Genomic DNA, 16,650 nt, shown 5'->3' with positions numbered 1-16,650 from the left:
TCAGCAGTATCGGCAATATAGAAGTTACCGTAAGATTTAATCTGTTCGGCCAAAGCTTGAACAATTTCTTGTTTTTCTTCTTTTCTCATGATTAAATACCTGCTACTGATTTAGTCTCAATATGAATACCAGGACTCATAGTTGAGGAAATGTGAATACTTTTAAAGTAAGTTCCTTTAGCTGCAGATGGTTTCAAACGAGCTAGAGTTTGTAATACCTCTAGTGCGTTATCATATATCTTATCTGCATCGAACGACGCTTTACCAATAGAAGTATGGATGATACCGGTTTTGTCAACTTTGAAATCGATCTTACCACCTTTTACATCTGTTACAGCTTTACCAACTTCTGTTGTAACCGTACCAGTTTTAGGGTTAGGCATCAAGTTTCTTGGACCTAAAATACGACCCAATTTACCAACTTTAGCCATAACACTAGGCATAGTAATAATGATATCAACGTCAGTCCAACCACCTTCAATTTTGCTGATGTAATCATCTAAACCTACGTAGTCTGCACCTGCCGCTTTAGCTTCTTCTTCCTTATCAGGAGTACATAAAACTAAAACACGAACAGTTTTACCAGTACCGTGAGGTAATGTCGCAATACCACGAACCATTTGATTTGCTTTACGAGGATCTACGCCCAAACGAACGTCGATATCCACAGAAGCATCAAATTTGGTCAATGAGATTTCTTTAACTAAAGCCGAAGCTTCTTTCAAAGAGTATGCTTTACCAGCTTCAATTTTGGATAGTGCCGCTTTTTGATTTTTTGTTAATCTAGCCACTTTTCTTAAATTGATTTCTTAATTAATTGTTCCAAGGAGCATTACCTGACACGGTAATACCCATACTACGTGCTGTACCCGCTACCATTTTCATAGCAGACTCTACAGTAAATGCATTTAAATCAGGCATTTTATCTTTAGCGATGGTCTCAACTTGTTCCCAAGTGATAGCCGCAACTTTTTTACGGTTAGGCTCGCCAGATCCACTTTTTAATTTAGCAGCGTCTTTCAACTGAACCGCTACCGGTGGAGTCTTGATGATAAAATCAAATGATTTATCAGCGTAAACTGTAATGACAACAGGCAATACTTGACCTGGTTTGTCTTGCGTACGAGCGTTAAACTGCTTACAGAAATCCATGATATTCACACCTTTAGCACCCAATGCAGGTCCTACTGGAGGTGAAGGATTCGCAGCTCCGCCCTTAACTTGTAATTTTACTAACGCACTGACTTCTTTTGCCATTTTGTTTTGAATTTAATTTTGTTAAATGTCTGTTAGTAAGTTGGAAGCAAATAACGTAACATTCATCGGCCAGGACGTAACACCCCAACCGAGGTGCAAAGTTAATAAGAAGATTTGACTCCTGCAAGTATCTAACTTTTAATTTTTCAGGAATTTATAACTTTTGTTAAAATCCAAACCTAAAGTCGGCCTGGATATTAAAAAAGTATTTCATTACTATTTTTAAAATTTAACGTCAGTAATACAGTTCAGCACCCAATCCATGGCAGGATCTCTTCCGCTAACAACATCATCAGCACTTGGTAAGACAGGAACATCTGGCATGACACCCCGCCCCTCTTCACTAACTTGATAATAGGGTCTCACCTCCATTAAACCAAAACGCCAACGTAAATGGGAGTTCGGGAGTTTTAGCACAGGGAGGATTCCTGCCACCGTCCCATTGGCAGCACCGCCGGTTTCCTCTCCGACAAAAACAGCCCGCTTCGCAACTTTTAGATTTGTAGCAATTAAACTCGCTGCAGAAAAAGTTCCCCCATCGATCAATACAAATAAATTGCCCCGATACCGGTTTGCTTTTGATTGTTTGACTTTACTCCCTGTAAGATGAGTATAATCTATGCCATCTCTAGAAAACGTCTTTGCCCAAGTTACAACAGCACTCGGTATAATAAACGGCGATAAAATTGGATAAGACCAGCCCGGAAGTCCTTTCATCTGGTAAAAAGGCAGGTTGAATTTAGAGGTGATGACTGCTGGATAAACAAATTGGAATTGATCATCTTCCACCAAATAGCTATATAGCTCGCAAACATCGGACAATCGTCCGCCCAGATTCCCACGAAGGTCAAGAATCAGATGCTGTACCGAACAACGATCTAGACGATCAAAAATCATCTTATAGGCTTCCTTTGGCCGCCCATAAGAAAAGTCGGCCATCTTTAGTAAAGCAACAGTGCTATCTTCCTTTACCGGAAAAGAAAGCTGTTTGCTGATCTGCTTAAGGTTGACATTATAACCGAATATCTTGCGTTGCTTTTTCGTATCAGCCTTATTTTCCGCAGGCTTATCTTTCTTTTCAGTAGCAGCCTGCTTCACTCCCGCCTTACCCTTTTGATCAGCTGATGCGAACCTTCTTAAAACAGTTCGCTGATAGGTGCTATCGGCGCAAGAAAGCAAGATCACAACCGAGTCGCGATAACCTATCTCCAAAGGATAGTAGCGCGGTAATAAACGCTCAAAAGCCCGATCTATAAATGTTGTATTATAGCCGTCTGAAGTGAAGGTGGGGCGATACTTGATGTATAAACTTTGCGGCTGTATTCCCTCAATAGCAAGTATTTTGGATCCGACAAGCAAAGTTGAATCTGAGGTCCCATTTTTTGAGAGATAGAGTGTATTTTCTGTCCAATGAAAGCCTAATTGGGAAAGGGGGCCCTTGCTTTTTTGGTAGCGGACTTTATCCTTACCTTTCGGATCAAATTTAAAAATAAGTGGACTTAAAGTCATATGCCCTTGCCGAACTTGAGCCAGCACGGCCGCTAATGCCAGCTGGAACTGGTTGGGCAATAACGGTTGACGAATGGTGGAACGAAGACTGTCAAACTTAGCTTTCAACTGATTCTGCTGCACATAAAGAAACAGGTCGGGATGCATGTTCCATAGATTACGTTCAACATAGTTGATATCCTGCAGCATGGCTTTGACGGACAGTGGAGTCTGAATAAATCGATTATACTTCGCTACACTTGTACAGCTTATCAATGTAAAGAAGTATAACAATAGAAATAGATAAATTACTGGCTTTTTCATCGGCAGTAAGATACAAAAAAAGCCTTCCAATTTTCATGAAAAGCTTTTCTCTATCGTTAATTACTAATTTTACTCTTTTTCTACTTGCATGTAGTTTAGTTCAAGTGGCGTCTTACGACCGAATACTTTCACCATCACGATTAATTTCTTTTTATCCTCGTGAACTTCTTCGATCTCTCCAGTAAATCCATTGAAAGGACCATCATTCACTTTGACTGTTTCACCCACATAGTAAGGAACATTAATGGTTTCACCTTGCTCTGCCATTTCATCAACCTTACCTAGGATACGATTTACCTCTGCTTGGCGTAAAGGGACAGCATTACCAGCTTTATCCCCCAAGAAACCAATTACGCTATTGATATTTTTAATGACGTGCTCTAACTCACCATCAAGTGCAGCTTCTAACAAAACATAACCAGGATAGTAGTTACGTTCTTTAGCAACTTTCTTACCATCGCGCATTAAATAGTATTTCTCCATTGGAATCAACACTTGAGGAATCAAGTGTTCAATACCTAAACGGCTAACCTCGGCATCAATATATTGCTTTACTTTCTTTTCTTTACCACTTACAGCACGAACTACGTACCACTTTAAACCTTGATCTGCCATAAATAAATACGATTGAAAAATTAAGAAGCAATACCGTACAAGAATTCTAACCCTACACTTGAAGCTTTATCCATTACAAAGACTACCAATGCAATAAGAAGAGAAGCAACAAGCACAATAACAGCTGAACTTTGTAACTGAGACCATGTAGGCCAAGTCACTTTCTCAGTGATCTCTACATAAGAGTCTTTAAAAAAATCAAGTACTTTTGCCATTTTAGTTTATCTGTTTTTATAAGCACGGGCACCAGGACTCGAACCCAGACCAAAGGTTTTGGAGACCTTCGTTCTACCTTTAAACTATGCCCGTGTATTTCTTATTTTGTGATGCAAATATAGTGTTTTAAACCACTTTCTGCAAATCTTTTTTCACTTTTTTTTATTCTAATCCGATAAATCGCTTATCGAAAAAATAAGCTAATCAACCTGAGTCGATTAGCTTATTCTATGTGATTCTAGATCCTTATTTAAGACTAGATAATTTCAGTTACCTGACCAGCACCTACTGTACGACCACCTTCACGGATAGCGAAACGTAGACCTTTTTCCATTGCAATCGCAGAAATTAATTTCACGCTGATTGTAACGTTATCACCTGGCATAACCATTTCAGTACCTTCTGGTAAAGAGATTTCTCCAGTTACGTCAGTTGTACGGAAATAGAATTGAGGACGGTATTTGTTGAAGAATGGTGTGTGACGACCACCTTCAGCTTTTGACAATACGTAAACCTCTGCTTTGAAATGATCGTGAGGAGTTACTGAACCTGGTTTACAGATAACCATACCACGTTTGATATCAGTTTTCTCAATACCACGTAACAATAAACCTACGTTATCACCAGCCTCACCGTAATCTAAGATTTTACGGAACATCTCAACACCTGTTACTGTAGATTTCAAGTTCTCAGCACCCATACCTAAGATCTCAACTGGATCACCAGAGTTGATTACACCTCTTTCGATACGACCTGTAGCAACTGTACCACGACCTGTGATCGAGAATACGTCCTCTACTGGCATCAAGAAAGGTAAGTCAGTCAAACGTGGAGGAATTGGAATGTAGTTATCAACAGCATCCATTAATTCCATGATTTTCTCAACCCACTCAGGCTCACCATTCAATGCACCTAAAGCAGAACCTTTGATTACAGGGATATCATCACCAGGGAATTCGTAGAATGATAATAACTCACGAACTTCCATTTCAACTAAGTCTAACAACTCAGGATCATCAACTAAGTCAGTTTTGTTCATGAATACTACTAACGCAGGAACACCTACTTGGCGAGCCAACAAGATGTGCTCACGAGTTTGAGGCATAGGACCATCAGTCGCAGCAACTACGATGATAGCACCGTCCATTTGAGCAGCACCAGTTACCATGTTCTTAACGTAGTCAGCGTGACCTGGACAGTCAACGTGTGCATAGTGACGGTTAGCTGTAGAATATTCTACGTGTGCAGTATTGATTGTGATACCACGCTCTTTTTCTTCAGGAGCAGAGTCAATTGAATCAAATGAACGAGCTTCTGACAAACCTTTATCAGCCAATACTTTAGTGATAGCAGCTGTAGTTGTAGTTTTACCGTGGTCAACGTGACCGATAGTACCAATGTTTAAGTGTGGTTTACTACGGTCAAATTTCTCTTTTGCCATGTTTATGCGAATTAGTAATTATAAATTATTTCTATTTGTTATATACTCTTGCTTAACTTTTACAAGTACGAGCCAAAGATGGGATTTGAACCCACGACCTCTTCCTTACCAAGGAAGTGCTCTACCCCTGAGCTACTTCGGCTTACTAAAAAACCTTATTTACGTATTAATGCCCCCACCTTTAGATACATTATTATCAAAGAAGATAGAGACTAAATTTAATACTTGAAAAATTTGAGCGGAAGACGAGGTTCGAACTCGCGACCTATAGCTTGGAAGGCTATCGCTCTACCAACTGAGCTACTTCCGCTTAACAATCAGAAATTAGAATAATCTAATCATCTAATTAAAAAAAGTGTGGAGGGAGAAGGATTCGAACCTTCGAAGCCGAAGCAACGGATTTACAGTCCGTCCCATTTGACCGCTCTGGAACCCCTCCAGACCTGTAACTCGCGTTACATTTAGAGCCTCTTATCGGAATCGAACCAATGACCTACTGATTACAAGTCAGTTGCTCTACCAGCTGAGCTAAAGAGGCTTCTAATATCTTTTTTAAAACTTACATTCTATCAACGTCTGACCAAGCATTTCTACCTTTTCAGCGAGTGCAAATATCGAATTTACTTTTGATTTCTGCAAGTTTATTTTTTATTTTTTTTCATTTAAAGAACTAAGCAAACTTTCGTTGTTTTGAACCGTTGTTCCCTTGTTTGCTGATGCAAAGATAGACACAAAACTCACTTTACAAAAATATTTATCAAAAAAAAACCACACTTTTGGTCAATGATACTGATATGCAGCACAATAATTTTTCTATGCTTATTTGCCTGTTTTGGTTATTTACCTAATATACTATCTTTGGGCATGCAAATTTTACCGCAATCACTTTCTAAACTTATCCCATACTCGACACTTGTCACGGTGCTTTTGATGGGATCAGTTGAATTGAAGGCTCAAAATATTATTCAAAAATTGAGTAAAAAATTTCTTTCTTCCGAAAGAGACTCCACGCGTTCCGGCAGTTTTATGGTGTTGCCGGCGATTGGTTATGCACAGGAAACAGGTGTCGAATATGGCCTAGCCAGCACCTATAATTTTTATCTGGACAAATCTGACCCCAAAATACGGACCTCAACGGTCATGGTCATGGGAACTTTCACATCCAACAGCCAATCGAACTTCAAACTGCAGACAGATCTATGGACCAAAAATAACGACTACCATTTAATCAGTGAAATACGTTACCGAAACTGGCCCTTTAACTATTATGGGGTGGGTATGGACACCTGGAAAGCAAATGAAGAGCGCATCGATCAAAAATTATTTCGCATCAAACTGGAAGCTGAAAAGAAAATCAGCAATAACCTTTACTCGGGTCTCAATATTCAATACGACAACTTTACCATTCGTAGCGATACAGCCGATCGCATTTTCAATCAGTCCGACCTTATTGGAAAAACTGGCGGACAACAATTACTCCTAGGGCTATCGCAATTGTTTGACAACAGGGACAATGTTTCTTATACCACAACGGGCTATTATGCTAAGTTGCGCCTTGCCTATGCGCCCAAGCTATGGACACGTACTGATTTTACGGGGGCAAACCTCGATGTGGATCTCCGCGGCTTTATTCCGCTGCACAACCAAGTCACGCTGGCCTTACAGGGAATCTTTCGTTCCACATTTGGTAAAACCATCCCATTTTACAACTACCGCGAGCTCGGTGGAGACATGATGATGCGCGGTTATTACCTCGGACGTTATCGCGATAAAAATTACCTGGCTTCACAGGCTGAACTGCGTTATCGCTTTCATCCACGCTTTGGTATCGTTGGTTTTTCAGGCATAGGATCTACCTTCTCTAAAGCAAATAGTAGTCGATATATTGCAAGCTATGGCGGTGGCTTACGTTACTTCTTTAGTCTTGAACACAACAGCAGTATTCGCTTCGATTATTCCTTTGGCGAACAACGACCTGGAGAAAAGCGACAATCGGGATTCTATCTATCCTTAAGTGAAGCTTTTTAATAAAAAAGAGCATCGATAACTTAGAAATTATAGATGCTCTTTTTTATTATTATTGGACCACACACCTGTTCCTATCCGCTCTACCCTCCAATCTTATCAGTTTAGAAACATTAGTTTAGGCCCAAAAAGGATACAATGAACATAGTCCAACAGGTTGCCAGATAAGCGGTACAAAAGTAGATTAGAATCTTATCATAAAATTCTCCTTGCGCTGTTCTTTCCGAAAGAAAACCAAACCCATCCGGTACAAATCAATCGTCACCACAACCCGATCATCTTTTTTGATCTTATCCCAGTAGGCCTCCCTGCTCTCCGACTGATGAGGTTCGTTTATAATTAACATATCGCGGTCCCGAATATCGTTCAAAAAATTCAGTTCAAGATTGTCGCGATCAATATAATAGATATGTCGATAGGCATAATGCCCACATTGCTGCTGTAGGAGATTTGCGTAACTCTCCTGAGGCTCATGGGCCCAATAACTAAATTGATCGTAGATAAATGCTTTTAATAACCTATTGACCAATGCATATTTCTTCTGCTCCACTTTCTTTGCTTTCCGTATTGGGGCAGAGAATGCTGACAGATTGTCAATAAGTTCTTTCCGATAGATCACTTCATCAACCAATTTATACACAAAAGGAGAATGGGTCCCATGGCGACTATGGGATACAAAATAATGCCGCCAATACTTAAGCCGGTAGTTCATTTCGCTGCAAACATCGCTAAATTTTATGATTTTTCACATGGAACATCAAGGTTTATTTGGACAATCGGCAGGACTGCTCAACCCAAAAAAGAATTTTGGCGCCAGATAAAAAGTACTAAAACTGGAGTACAAAAACACTCCCCTGCCCTTCGGTGCTGTTCAGAAAAATGGTTCCCTTATGCAACAGCATAATCTGCTTACTTAAAGTCAAGCCTACACCTGTCCCCGTTTTCTTCGTTGTAAAAAACGGGGTAAAGATTTGCTCCTGAAGATCAGCAGGAATTCCTGCGCCGTTATCTTCAATTCGGACCTGCACCTTACCATCAACCTCCAGGGCAGATAAACTGATATAAGCGTCTTCCCTATGCTTAACCGCATCGATAGCATTCAACATTAAGTTGATGATAACCTGCTCAATCAAGTTGACATCCGCAGACAGCATGAGTCGCGTATTTTTTAGGATGATGTCGACGTCAATATTTTTCTGGATCAATGTAGGCTCAAGCAATTGATAAATATGCTCAAACAGCTGTGCAATCTGAATCGGTGCAAGTTGAGGTTGATCCACTTTATTGATCATACGATAACTTTTTGCAAAATGCAGTAACCCTTCACTGCGGCGTTTGATGGTGGAAATACCAATTTTTAGATCTTCTATATCCTCATATCCCTTAAAGTGATCCAAACGGCCATTTAGGGTTTCGGCAAGTGAACTGATAGGTGCAATGGAATTCATGATTTCATGCGTTAGCACACGCAACAATTTATGCCAGGCCTTTGTCTCTGTTTCATCGATTGCTTCGTTGATGTTTTGGTAGACAACAATCCTAAATACAGCATCCTGGGCCTCAAAACTTGAGCTTTGGATCAATAATTTGATTTTCCCTTTACTCGACTGAACGGATTCCATTTGTTGCTGTCCATTTTCAAGCAACATAGTCTTTTCATATAAATCGCTGTTTTTTTTCTTTAGTCCGGAGATATTTCCAAGATGCGGCAAATGGAATAGTTGTTTAAATGCATCGTTGACCCACATCACCTTGCCACTATCCCTTTCATAGAAGATGATTGCAGAATTCAACATATTGATTACACGATCCAGGTACTGATGTTGAATTTCCTGTTTGATGCTGATATCCTTATAGGTTTCGTTGATCTGGTTAAAAGCAAGGAAAAGCTTTCCTTCCACAGATTTGGTATTTTTCACCAGGAAACGTCTTGTAAAATCACGATATTTGACAGCTTCAGAAAATTCAATCAATTGTCGGGCTAAAAAATTATATTGTGCATATAAATTAAAACCTAAATAAAGCATGACACAAAAGATCAAAGCAGCCTGCACATATTCACGCTTTAGTAACAAATAAGCACTCAGAAGAGCTGCTATCAGCAGTACAACAATCTTAATCGCATTTAGAATTTTTCCGTTCCGCATCGACTAAATATCATATTTTTCCAAACGTCTATAAAGCGCGGCCCTGGTTAGCCCCAATTCTTTCGCTGCTTTACTGATATTTCCATTATAACGCTCAATCGCTGACTTGATCGCTTTACGTTCAAGTTCTTCTAAATTTTGACTGCCAGGGCTAGATTCAACGATACGGCTCTCCATTTGCTGTTCAATTGGCGAGAAGAAAAGATCGTTACCAGCAATACTAAGCTGGTCGGCCATAATAACAGCGCGCTCAATACTGTATTGTAGTTCGCGTACGTTTCCTGGAAAATGGTATGCGGACATCTTCTTAACCGCATCCGACTCAAAGCCTTCAATCCGTTTATTGTATTTTTTTGAATAAATATCTAGAAAATGCTCGGCCAATAGCTTGATATCCCCCCCTCGCTCTCGTAAGGGCGGTACCTGAATTTCCACGGTATTGATCCGATAAATTAAGTCCTTTCGAAAGCGGCTTTCATCTGCAAGCTGCTTCAACGGAACATTTGTTGCGGAGATTAAGCGTATATCCACTGAAATTGGCTGATAAGAACCCAACGGCGTCACTTGTCTATTCTGCAATACGGTCAACAATTTCGCCTGTTGTTGCAACGATATGTTGCCGATTTCATCAAGAAACAATGTTCCCCCATTTGCTGCTTCGAATCGCCCTTGCCGATCTTCTCGTGCATCCGTAAATGCCCCCTTTTTATAGCCAAAAAGTTCACTTTCAAACAATGTTTCTGTCAATGCCCCAACATCAACCTTGATATAAGTCCGATCTGAACGTAAAGATCTTCGTTGAATGGCCTGGGCAATCAGATCTTTACCGGTTCCATTTTCACCAAGTATTAATATATTGGCATCCGTAGGAGCGATTTTCTCCAACTTGTATTGCAATTCATCCATCACAACGGAATTACCAATCATATCAGGACTGTTTGTGCTGCTCAGCAATGAGCTTTTACTTTTCTTTTCCCTATTTTTTGATTCGGCAAGGGTGCTTTCTATTGTTACGAGCAGCTGCTCATTTTCCCAGGGTTTCACCACAAAATCCGCAGCACCCTGCTTCAATGATTTTACAGCGAGATCAACAGCTCCATAAGCGGTTATCATAATAACATGTACCTGTGGAAACTTTTCTTTGATCCGCGACAACCAGTATAATCCCTCATTACCAGTATTAATCGTACTTTTAAAATTCATATCTAAAAGCACCAGATCATAAGGGCTCTTATCTAGATGTGCGATAAGATTCTCCGGATTGGGCTCAACTTGAATATGACTAACTTTAGGTTTAAGCAAGATTCTTGCCGCAGTTAATAAATCCTGGTCATCATCCACGACTAAAATAGATGCTTTTTTCATACTTCCTGACTTCATTGAAGATACTAAGATAACTATAAATTCAACGAGCCTGCGTAATAATCATTGATATATTTTTGCAGCAGCCATTCATATTGTTTTACCAGCAATTGAATCTGACTGTTATCGTATTTGTTTTTTGCAGTCAAAAAAATCACTGAATTACTGTTGCCCAATTCGAAAACTACCTTGGCAATACGAAAAGACTCCGCGTAATTTTCATTTTGACTACGGAGCTGTGTAATCATGTTACTCGCATTTTGCAAATTGAAAACAGCATTAGAAGTTGCCGATCGTAAAATATTTTGCTGAATCTCTTTTTGAAATTTAGCTGACTGTAGATCTAATTTTGCCAGACGAACGTTATTGTAAACCTGCAGATGATTAAAAATCGGAACAGAAAGATTGAGCGATATATACTTTCCTACGTTATTACGCATTTGTGACCAATACGTTCCTTGAATCCCCACTTTAGAATAATTTGAGCCTAAACCGGCGCTCAGACTCAAGGATGGATAATAGAATGATTTCGCAATCTTAATATCCCGCTCCGCCACTTTGATCCGATAATCCAGGGCCTGTATATCGGGCAATTGATCAACAGCCATTTCATAGAGCTGTTTCGCGTCCAGTCGTTGTCCGCTCTCTTTTATTCCAAGATTCTCCAATTCGCCCAATTGATTTTCATCCATATTGAGTAAGGCTGCAAGCTTCACACGGCTACTGTATAGTAACTGACGATTATTTTCAATCGTATTGACATCATTTGCCAGTTGTCCTTTCAAATCAAAGTAATCTCCAGGATTAATTGCACCTTCCTTATGCATACTCTCCGCACGTCTGACCTGTTCTCGGGTTACTTCAGTCTGCATTTCCGATTGCCGCAATATATCCTGAGCAGTTAAACTTTGAATATAAGCAGTAATCACATCCAGTTTTAAGGCATTAATCTGCGTATCAAAAGTCAATTTACCGGCGGTCTTCGCGTCGGCGCGCATCCGTATATCGTGAAATAAGCGAAACCCTCTAAATATAGGCAGGCTTGCGCCCAAAGAAAAATTCCCTGTCGAATTGTTTGATGAAATATATTGAAGGGTTGAATTATCCTGAGATCTTCCAGAAGTTAGGCTGTGCTGCAGATTTGCATCTACATCGGGTAATCTATTTGCTTTAGCCTGGGCTAAATTCACCTCCGCACGCTTCACATCGAGTTCATTCTGCAATAAGGTTGGATTGGCCTTTATTGCCAACTGAACACATTCAGCTAAACTCCGTTTGGAAATTTGCTTATCGTCAGTACTTGTTACTGTTGTTGTTTGCGCCACTTTCTCTGGTAGCCGTTGCTCAGTCTGCTGCGCCTCGGTCTTTGCATAACTCAATAAAAAGCATAATGTAGTATATATATAGACTCTCTTCATATCCATTTTTTATTTTCTTGCTGACCATCGCCATGCCAAACAAATAAAACACTAAATATCAAAATGATATAAAAAGTGACTTTTGAAAAATGTTCGTTAATGAACAGTCGGTGTGCGTAGTTGGACAATTAAAATCCACAAGCATATAAATAGGAACATGATGAAGATCAAGTTCGCCCTTCACTCGTTTATTCTACGGATATTCATCGGTACTCGCACGGAGTTTATTCGGTTATAACCGAAGAAGCACCGAAGAAACACCGAACAAGTACCGAACAAGCACCGAGCAAAGTCCGAATATGGTATAATATGGATTCGGAATTTCCTTTACTTAAATAGGTTTGAAAACGCAATAAACCATTGAAAATATTGCATCTCTTGAGCAAAGCCAGCAACAACATCGTCGGATGAAATGTTACTGAATCAAACACAACCTATAGTTATATTTGATTTTTGTTCAAAACGTTTCAGTTAGCACCATAGACAGAAAAAAAAGACCGTTGTACGCCTTCGTACAAGAAGTGTCCGCTATCGAACACCAAAGGCTAGACAAAACAAAATAAAAATCTATAAATCAACACATTAAATTATTGGCACAGCTTTCATAGTTACATACCAAATTGATATTAAATTATGGACAGACCTTTAGAAAAGAAGAAGTGGAATAGCAAACGTATCATGACCATTGTAGGGGTTGCTGGCTTAGTTGGATTAATCAGCGCCAGTTTCTATTTTACATCTGGTAAAAGCAAACTCAATGTTGAAGCCGACCGCATCTCTATTGTCGAAATAAAAAATGGTAACTTTCAAGAATTTATCCCCATAAACGGTACAGTACTTCCAATTAGCAGTATATATCTTGACGCTTCTGTGGGTGGACGAGTAGAAGAAAAATTCGTAGAAGACGGCGCTATCTTAAAAAGAGGGGATGCTATCATGCGTCTATCCAATACGGATCAGGAGCTTACCTTGGTACAACAAGAAACACAAGTGCTCAATTTATTGACACAATCTCAGATTGCACAGACCAATGCTCAGCAAGCTACCATTAACAACCGCAACCAAATGGCTGATGTCGAACAGGCCTACCGAGAGGCTGAACGTGTGTATACCTTAAATAGAAAATTACTGGCGGAAAAAGCCATCGGTACACAGGAATTCGAAAAATCAAAGAACGAATATAATTATCAAAAAGAGCGCGTGAACCTGACTAAACAGATTCTCAAACAAGACGAAATTTCCAACGCACAAAAAACTAATCAGGATAAACAAACTTATCAACGTACACAAAGTGCTTTGGAACTGATGAAAAGGAAAATAGGCGACTTAATTGTTAGAGCACCCGTTGACGGACAGCTGACTTCCTTCGATGCAGAAATTGGACAAAACAAAAATGCAGGTGAACGATTGGGACAAATCGACGTTTTAACAGGGTTTAAAGTTCGCGCGGATATTGATGAACACTATATCAACCGAATTTTCCCTGATTTACAGGGAGAGTTTTCTATCGGTGACAAAACCTACAAACTTCGTATTAAGAAAGTCTATACACAAGTTACCAATGGTCGGTTCCAGGTTGACATGGAATTTGTCAATGATGTCCCCAAAGGAATCCGTCGCGGTCAGACCCTACAAATACGTCTAGCACTGAGTGATGAAACAAAAGCGTTGCTGTTGGCAAAAGGCGGATTTTATCAACAGACCGGTGGTAACTGGATCTTCAAATTGGATAAGAATGGGGGTACAGCATATCGTGTAGATATCCAGCTTGGAAGACAGAATCCCGAATATTATGAGGTTATCAAAGGCCTACAACCGGGAGATAAAGTTATTGTATCGAGCTATGAGACCTACGATAAGGTTCAAGAACTGAATATTAAAAAGTAACATTATAAAGGGGGTATCGGGAATATAAATATGCCGATACACCCTTTTATCATACGATTACAATCATGATCAAAAACTTTATTAAAACCGCAATCCGCAACCTTTGGAAAACCAAAGGTTATAGCTTTCTCAATATTTTTGGACTAGCGATCGGGATTGCGGCGGCATCGTTGATTTTTTTATGGGTTGAAAACCAGTTGAGCTACAACGATAACTTTGCCAACAAAAAGGATATCTACATTGTCAAATCAAAACAGACTTACGATGGGGCCACCTATGTATTTGAATCAACCCCGGGGCCTTTCGCTCAAAGCATAGCGAAAGAGATCCCAGGCATCAAGCATGCCGTGCGCATAAGCTGGAATTCACCCATGCTATTTTCTGTCGGAGACAATAATATATTTCAAAATGGTGTATATGCCGATGGGAGCATAGCCGATGTGCTATCCTTAGTATTTCTTGAAGGAGACCGAAAGACAGCCTTTGATCAAGTCAATAACATTGTATTATCAGAAACTGCAGCGAAGAAATTATTTGGTAACCGCCCGGCATTGGGAAAAACTGTCAAAACAAACAATACTGAACCATTTATTGTTGCAGGCGTAATCAAGGATCTACCCAAAAATAGCAGCTATGATTTTCAATGGCTGATTCCTTTCAAAAAGTTTGAAGCTGGTCAGGATTGGTTGGAAAACTGGGGAAACAATGGTGTACAAACATTGGTTCAGGTCGAAGATAATGCCAATGTTGATCGGATCAACAAACAGATGATGGATTTTGTCAAAAACAAGACCAATGGTGAAGTCTCCTTCTCACAGAATTTTCTCTATCCAATGGAACGTTGGATTACCTACAATCAGTTTGATAACAGTGGTATTGAAAAAGAGGGTGGTATCAAGAATATTCGGCTATTTACCTTTATCGCTTGGGTTGTCTTATTAATTGCCTGCATCAATTTTATGAATCTCGCAACCGCAAGATCAGAAAAAAGAGCAAAAGAAGTTGGGATGCGCAAAGTGGTTGGTGCAAGTCGCAAATCGCTCATTATGCAATTTTTGGGAGAATCCGTTGTTTTGGCAATTATTTCCTCTCTTGTTGCTATATTACTAATCTATATCTTCATCAGGCCGTTCAACACCATGATAGGCCAGGATCTTCAGGTTAATCTTTTAGCCCCCTCACACCTGCTATTTTTAACGACAATAACATTAGCATGTGGATTATTTGCAGGTAGCTATCCCGCATTTTTCCTTTCGGCATTCAAGCCGCTTTCAACGATCAAAGGGGCAAAACAGAAGGCCGGTAGCGGAAGTTTCGTCCGTAAAGGGTTGGTCATCCTACAATATACAGCCTCAGTTGTGTTAATTATCTGTACCATTATCATCTACCAACAGATTCAGCACAACAAGAACAGGGATCTCGGTTTTGACAAGAGTCAGGTGTTGACTACAGCGCTACAAGGTGATATGGCCAAACATCTGCCGCTCATTAAGAATCAATTATTAGCAACAGGAGTTGTGCAAGGAGTCGGTGTCAGTGACATGAGTATTCTCAATATCAACTCCAATACTTCGGGTTTTAGCTGGGAAGGAAAAGATCCAAATGCCAGTATTTTAATTGGCATGTTACGTTCGGACGAAGGACTCATTCCGGCTTTAGATCTAAAGCTATTTGACGGTAGAAACTTCCATCAAAATTTTATAGGTGATAGCACCTCGGTTGTCATCAACGAAGCATTTGCAAAAATGATCAAAAAGGATGGCCTTGTGGCCGGTAATATCATCAGTTACGGTGGGGAAAAATTCACCATCGCCGGTGTCGTTAAGAACTTTGTTTATAACAATGTGTATGCTGATCCTGAGCCAATGCTGTTTCTGCCGATGAACAGAGATGATGGCATCATGACCATCAAGACAAAGGCTGGAGTCGATTTACCGGATGCAATTCAGCAAATCGAGAAGATCATCACCAAAAATAATCCTGGTTTTCCTTTTGACTACAAGTTTTTGGACGATAGCTTCAACACTAAATTTCAAGCCGAGCTTTTTGTACAACAACTATCCAGCGTATTTGCCATCATGTCCATCATTATTTCCTGTTTGGGACTCTTTGGTCTGGCGGCCTACGCCACCGAACAGCGTGCCAAGGAAATCAGCATCCGGAAAGTTTTGGGTGCCTCAGTTTCGAAACTCATCCAAATGCTCAATCGTGAATTCGTCATTCTAGTGGCAATATCATGCATCGTTGCGTTTCCTATTGCGTGGGTGATCATGAATAAATGGTTAACTAACTATGCACATCATATTGATATTTCCTGGACCATTTTTATCATCAGCGGTTTGACAGCTATTGTCATTGCCTTATTGACCATCAGTTCACAGGCATTTAAAGCAGCGATAGCTAATCCGACTAAAACGTTAAGAGATCAGTAAAAAATTAAAAAGAATTTAATAACAGAACAGTATACATCC

General features: G+C 39.9%; 13 protein-coding genes and 5 tRNA genes. 3 read left to right on the top strand and 15 right to left on the bottom strand.

Annotated elements, in window-relative coordinates; translation table 11 throughout:
* Positions 1–91: 91 nt before the first annotated feature.
* From rplA to B3139_RS02945, 11 genes are all read right to left on the bottom strand, one after another.
* The gene (gene rplA / locus B3139_RS02995; protein WP_046672240.1) at positions 92–790 is read right to left on the bottom strand and encodes a 50S ribosomal protein L1; all 699 of its coding nucleotides are present in this window, start codon (positions 788–790) and stop codon (positions 92–94) included.
* 22 nt (positions 791–812) lie between these two features.
* Positions 813–1,256 (bottom strand): 50S ribosomal protein L11, encoded by a 444-nt coding sequence (gene rplK, locus B3139_RS02990; RefSeq protein ID WP_209582311.1) that lies wholly within the window; start codon positions 1,254–1,256, stop codon positions 813–815.
* A 222-nt stretch (positions 1,257–1,478) separates the two neighbouring features.
* Positions 1,479–3,068, bottom strand: a complete 1,590-nt coding sequence (locus B3139_RS02985; RefSeq protein ID WP_293879657.1) for a S41 family peptidase — start codon at positions 3,066–3,068, stop codon at positions 1,479–1,481.
* Between the two features lie 69 nt (positions 3,069–3,137).
* Positions 3,138–3,683 carry a transcription termination/antitermination protein NusG gene (gene nusG, locus B3139_RS02980; protein ID WP_209582306.1) on the bottom strand — a complete coding sequence of 182 codons (546 nt, stop codon included), beginning with the start codon at positions 3,681–3,683 and terminating at the stop codon, positions 3,138–3,140.
* 20 nt (positions 3,684–3,703) lie between these two features.
* The gene (gene secE / locus B3139_RS02975; RefSeq protein ID WP_028072657.1) at positions 3,704–3,898 is read right to left on the bottom strand and encodes a preprotein translocase subunit SecE; all 195 of its coding nucleotides are present in this window, start codon (positions 3,896–3,898) and stop codon (positions 3,704–3,706) included.
* A gap of 23 nt (positions 3,899–3,921) precedes the next feature.
* Positions 3,922–3,992: transfer RNA gene (locus B3139_RS02970), tRNA-Trp, on the bottom strand.
* 163 nt (positions 3,993–4,155) lie between these two features.
* The gene (tuf, locus tag B3139_RS02965) at positions 4,156–5,340 is read right to left on the bottom strand and encodes an elongation factor Tu (protein WP_075991174.1); all 1,185 of its coding nucleotides are present in this window, start codon (positions 5,338–5,340) and stop codon (positions 4,156–4,158) included.
* A 70-nt stretch (positions 5,341–5,410) separates the two neighbouring features.
* Positions 5,411–5,482: transfer RNA gene (locus B3139_RS02960), tRNA-Thr, on the bottom strand.
* A gap of 95 nt (positions 5,483–5,577) precedes the next feature.
* Positions 5,578–5,650 (bottom strand) — tRNA-Gly (locus B3139_RS02955).
* A 48-nt stretch (positions 5,651–5,698) separates the two neighbouring features.
* Positions 5,699–5,779: transfer RNA gene (locus tag B3139_RS02950), tRNA-Tyr, on the bottom strand.
* Positions 5,780–5,805: 26 nt separating this feature from the next.
* A tRNA-Thr gene (locus B3139_RS02945) sits at positions 5,806–5,878 on the bottom strand.
* Positions 5,879–6,204: 326 nt separating this feature from the next.
* On the opposite strand from B3139_RS02945, the gene B3139_RS02940 reads away from it, so the two are divergent.
* A complete protein-coding gene (locus B3139_RS02940) occupies positions 6,205–7,368 on the top strand; it encodes a BamA/TamA family outer membrane protein (RefSeq protein ID WP_293879656.1) in 1,164 nt (387 codons plus the stop codon).
* Between the two features lie 181 nt (positions 7,369–7,549).
* On the opposite strand, the gene B3139_RS02935 is transcribed toward B3139_RS02940, so the two are convergent.
* The 4 genes from B3139_RS02935 to B3139_RS02920 all read right to left on the bottom strand — a co-directional run bounded on the left by B3139_RS02935 (position 7,550) and on the right by B3139_RS02920 (position 12,292).
* Complete coding sequence (locus B3139_RS02935; protein ID WP_293879655.1) at positions 7,550–8,077, bottom strand: hypothetical protein; 528 nt, start codon at positions 8,075–8,077, stop codon at positions 7,550–7,552.
* A 115-nt stretch (positions 8,078–8,192) separates the two neighbouring features.
* On the bottom strand, positions 8,193–9,512 hold the full coding sequence (locus B3139_RS02930; protein ID WP_209582301.1) for a sensor histidine kinase: 1,320 nt from the start codon (positions 9,510–9,512) through the stop codon (positions 8,193–8,195).
* Between the two features lie 3 nt (positions 9,513–9,515).
* On the bottom strand, positions 9,516–10,877 hold the full coding sequence (locus B3139_RS02925) for a sigma-54-dependent transcriptional regulator (RefSeq protein ID WP_293879654.1): 1,362 nt from the start codon (positions 10,875–10,877) through the stop codon (positions 9,516–9,518).
* Between the two features lie 32 nt (positions 10,878–10,909).
* Positions 10,910–12,292, bottom strand: coding sequence for a TolC family protein (locus B3139_RS02920; protein ID WP_293879653.1), 1,383 nt, complete (start codon positions 12,290–12,292; stop codon positions 10,910–10,912).
* A 633-nt stretch (positions 12,293–12,925) separates the two neighbouring features.
* Here B3139_RS02920 and B3139_RS02915 point away from each other — a divergent pair.
* Both B3139_RS02915 and B3139_RS02910 read left to right on the top strand, forming a co-directional pair.
* On the top strand, positions 12,926–14,179 hold the full coding sequence (locus B3139_RS02915; protein WP_293879652.1) for an efflux RND transporter periplasmic adaptor subunit: 1,254 nt from the start codon (positions 12,926–12,928) through the stop codon (positions 14,177–14,179).
* Positions 14,180–14,244: 65 nt separating this feature from the next.
* Positions 14,245–16,611: an ABC transporter permease gene (locus tag B3139_RS02910; RefSeq protein ID WP_293879651.1), complete on the top strand. Its 2,367-nt coding sequence runs from the start codon at positions 14,245–14,247 to the stop codon at positions 16,609–16,611.
* Positions 16,612–16,650 lie beyond the last annotated feature (39 nt).

It is taken from the genome of Sphingobacterium sp. UBA1498 (assembly GCF_002325125.1).
GTDB lineage: Bacteria > Bacteroidota > Bacteroidia > Sphingobacteriales > Sphingobacteriaceae > Sphingobacterium.
This window is presented reverse-complemented; position numbering and strand designations above follow the sequence as displayed.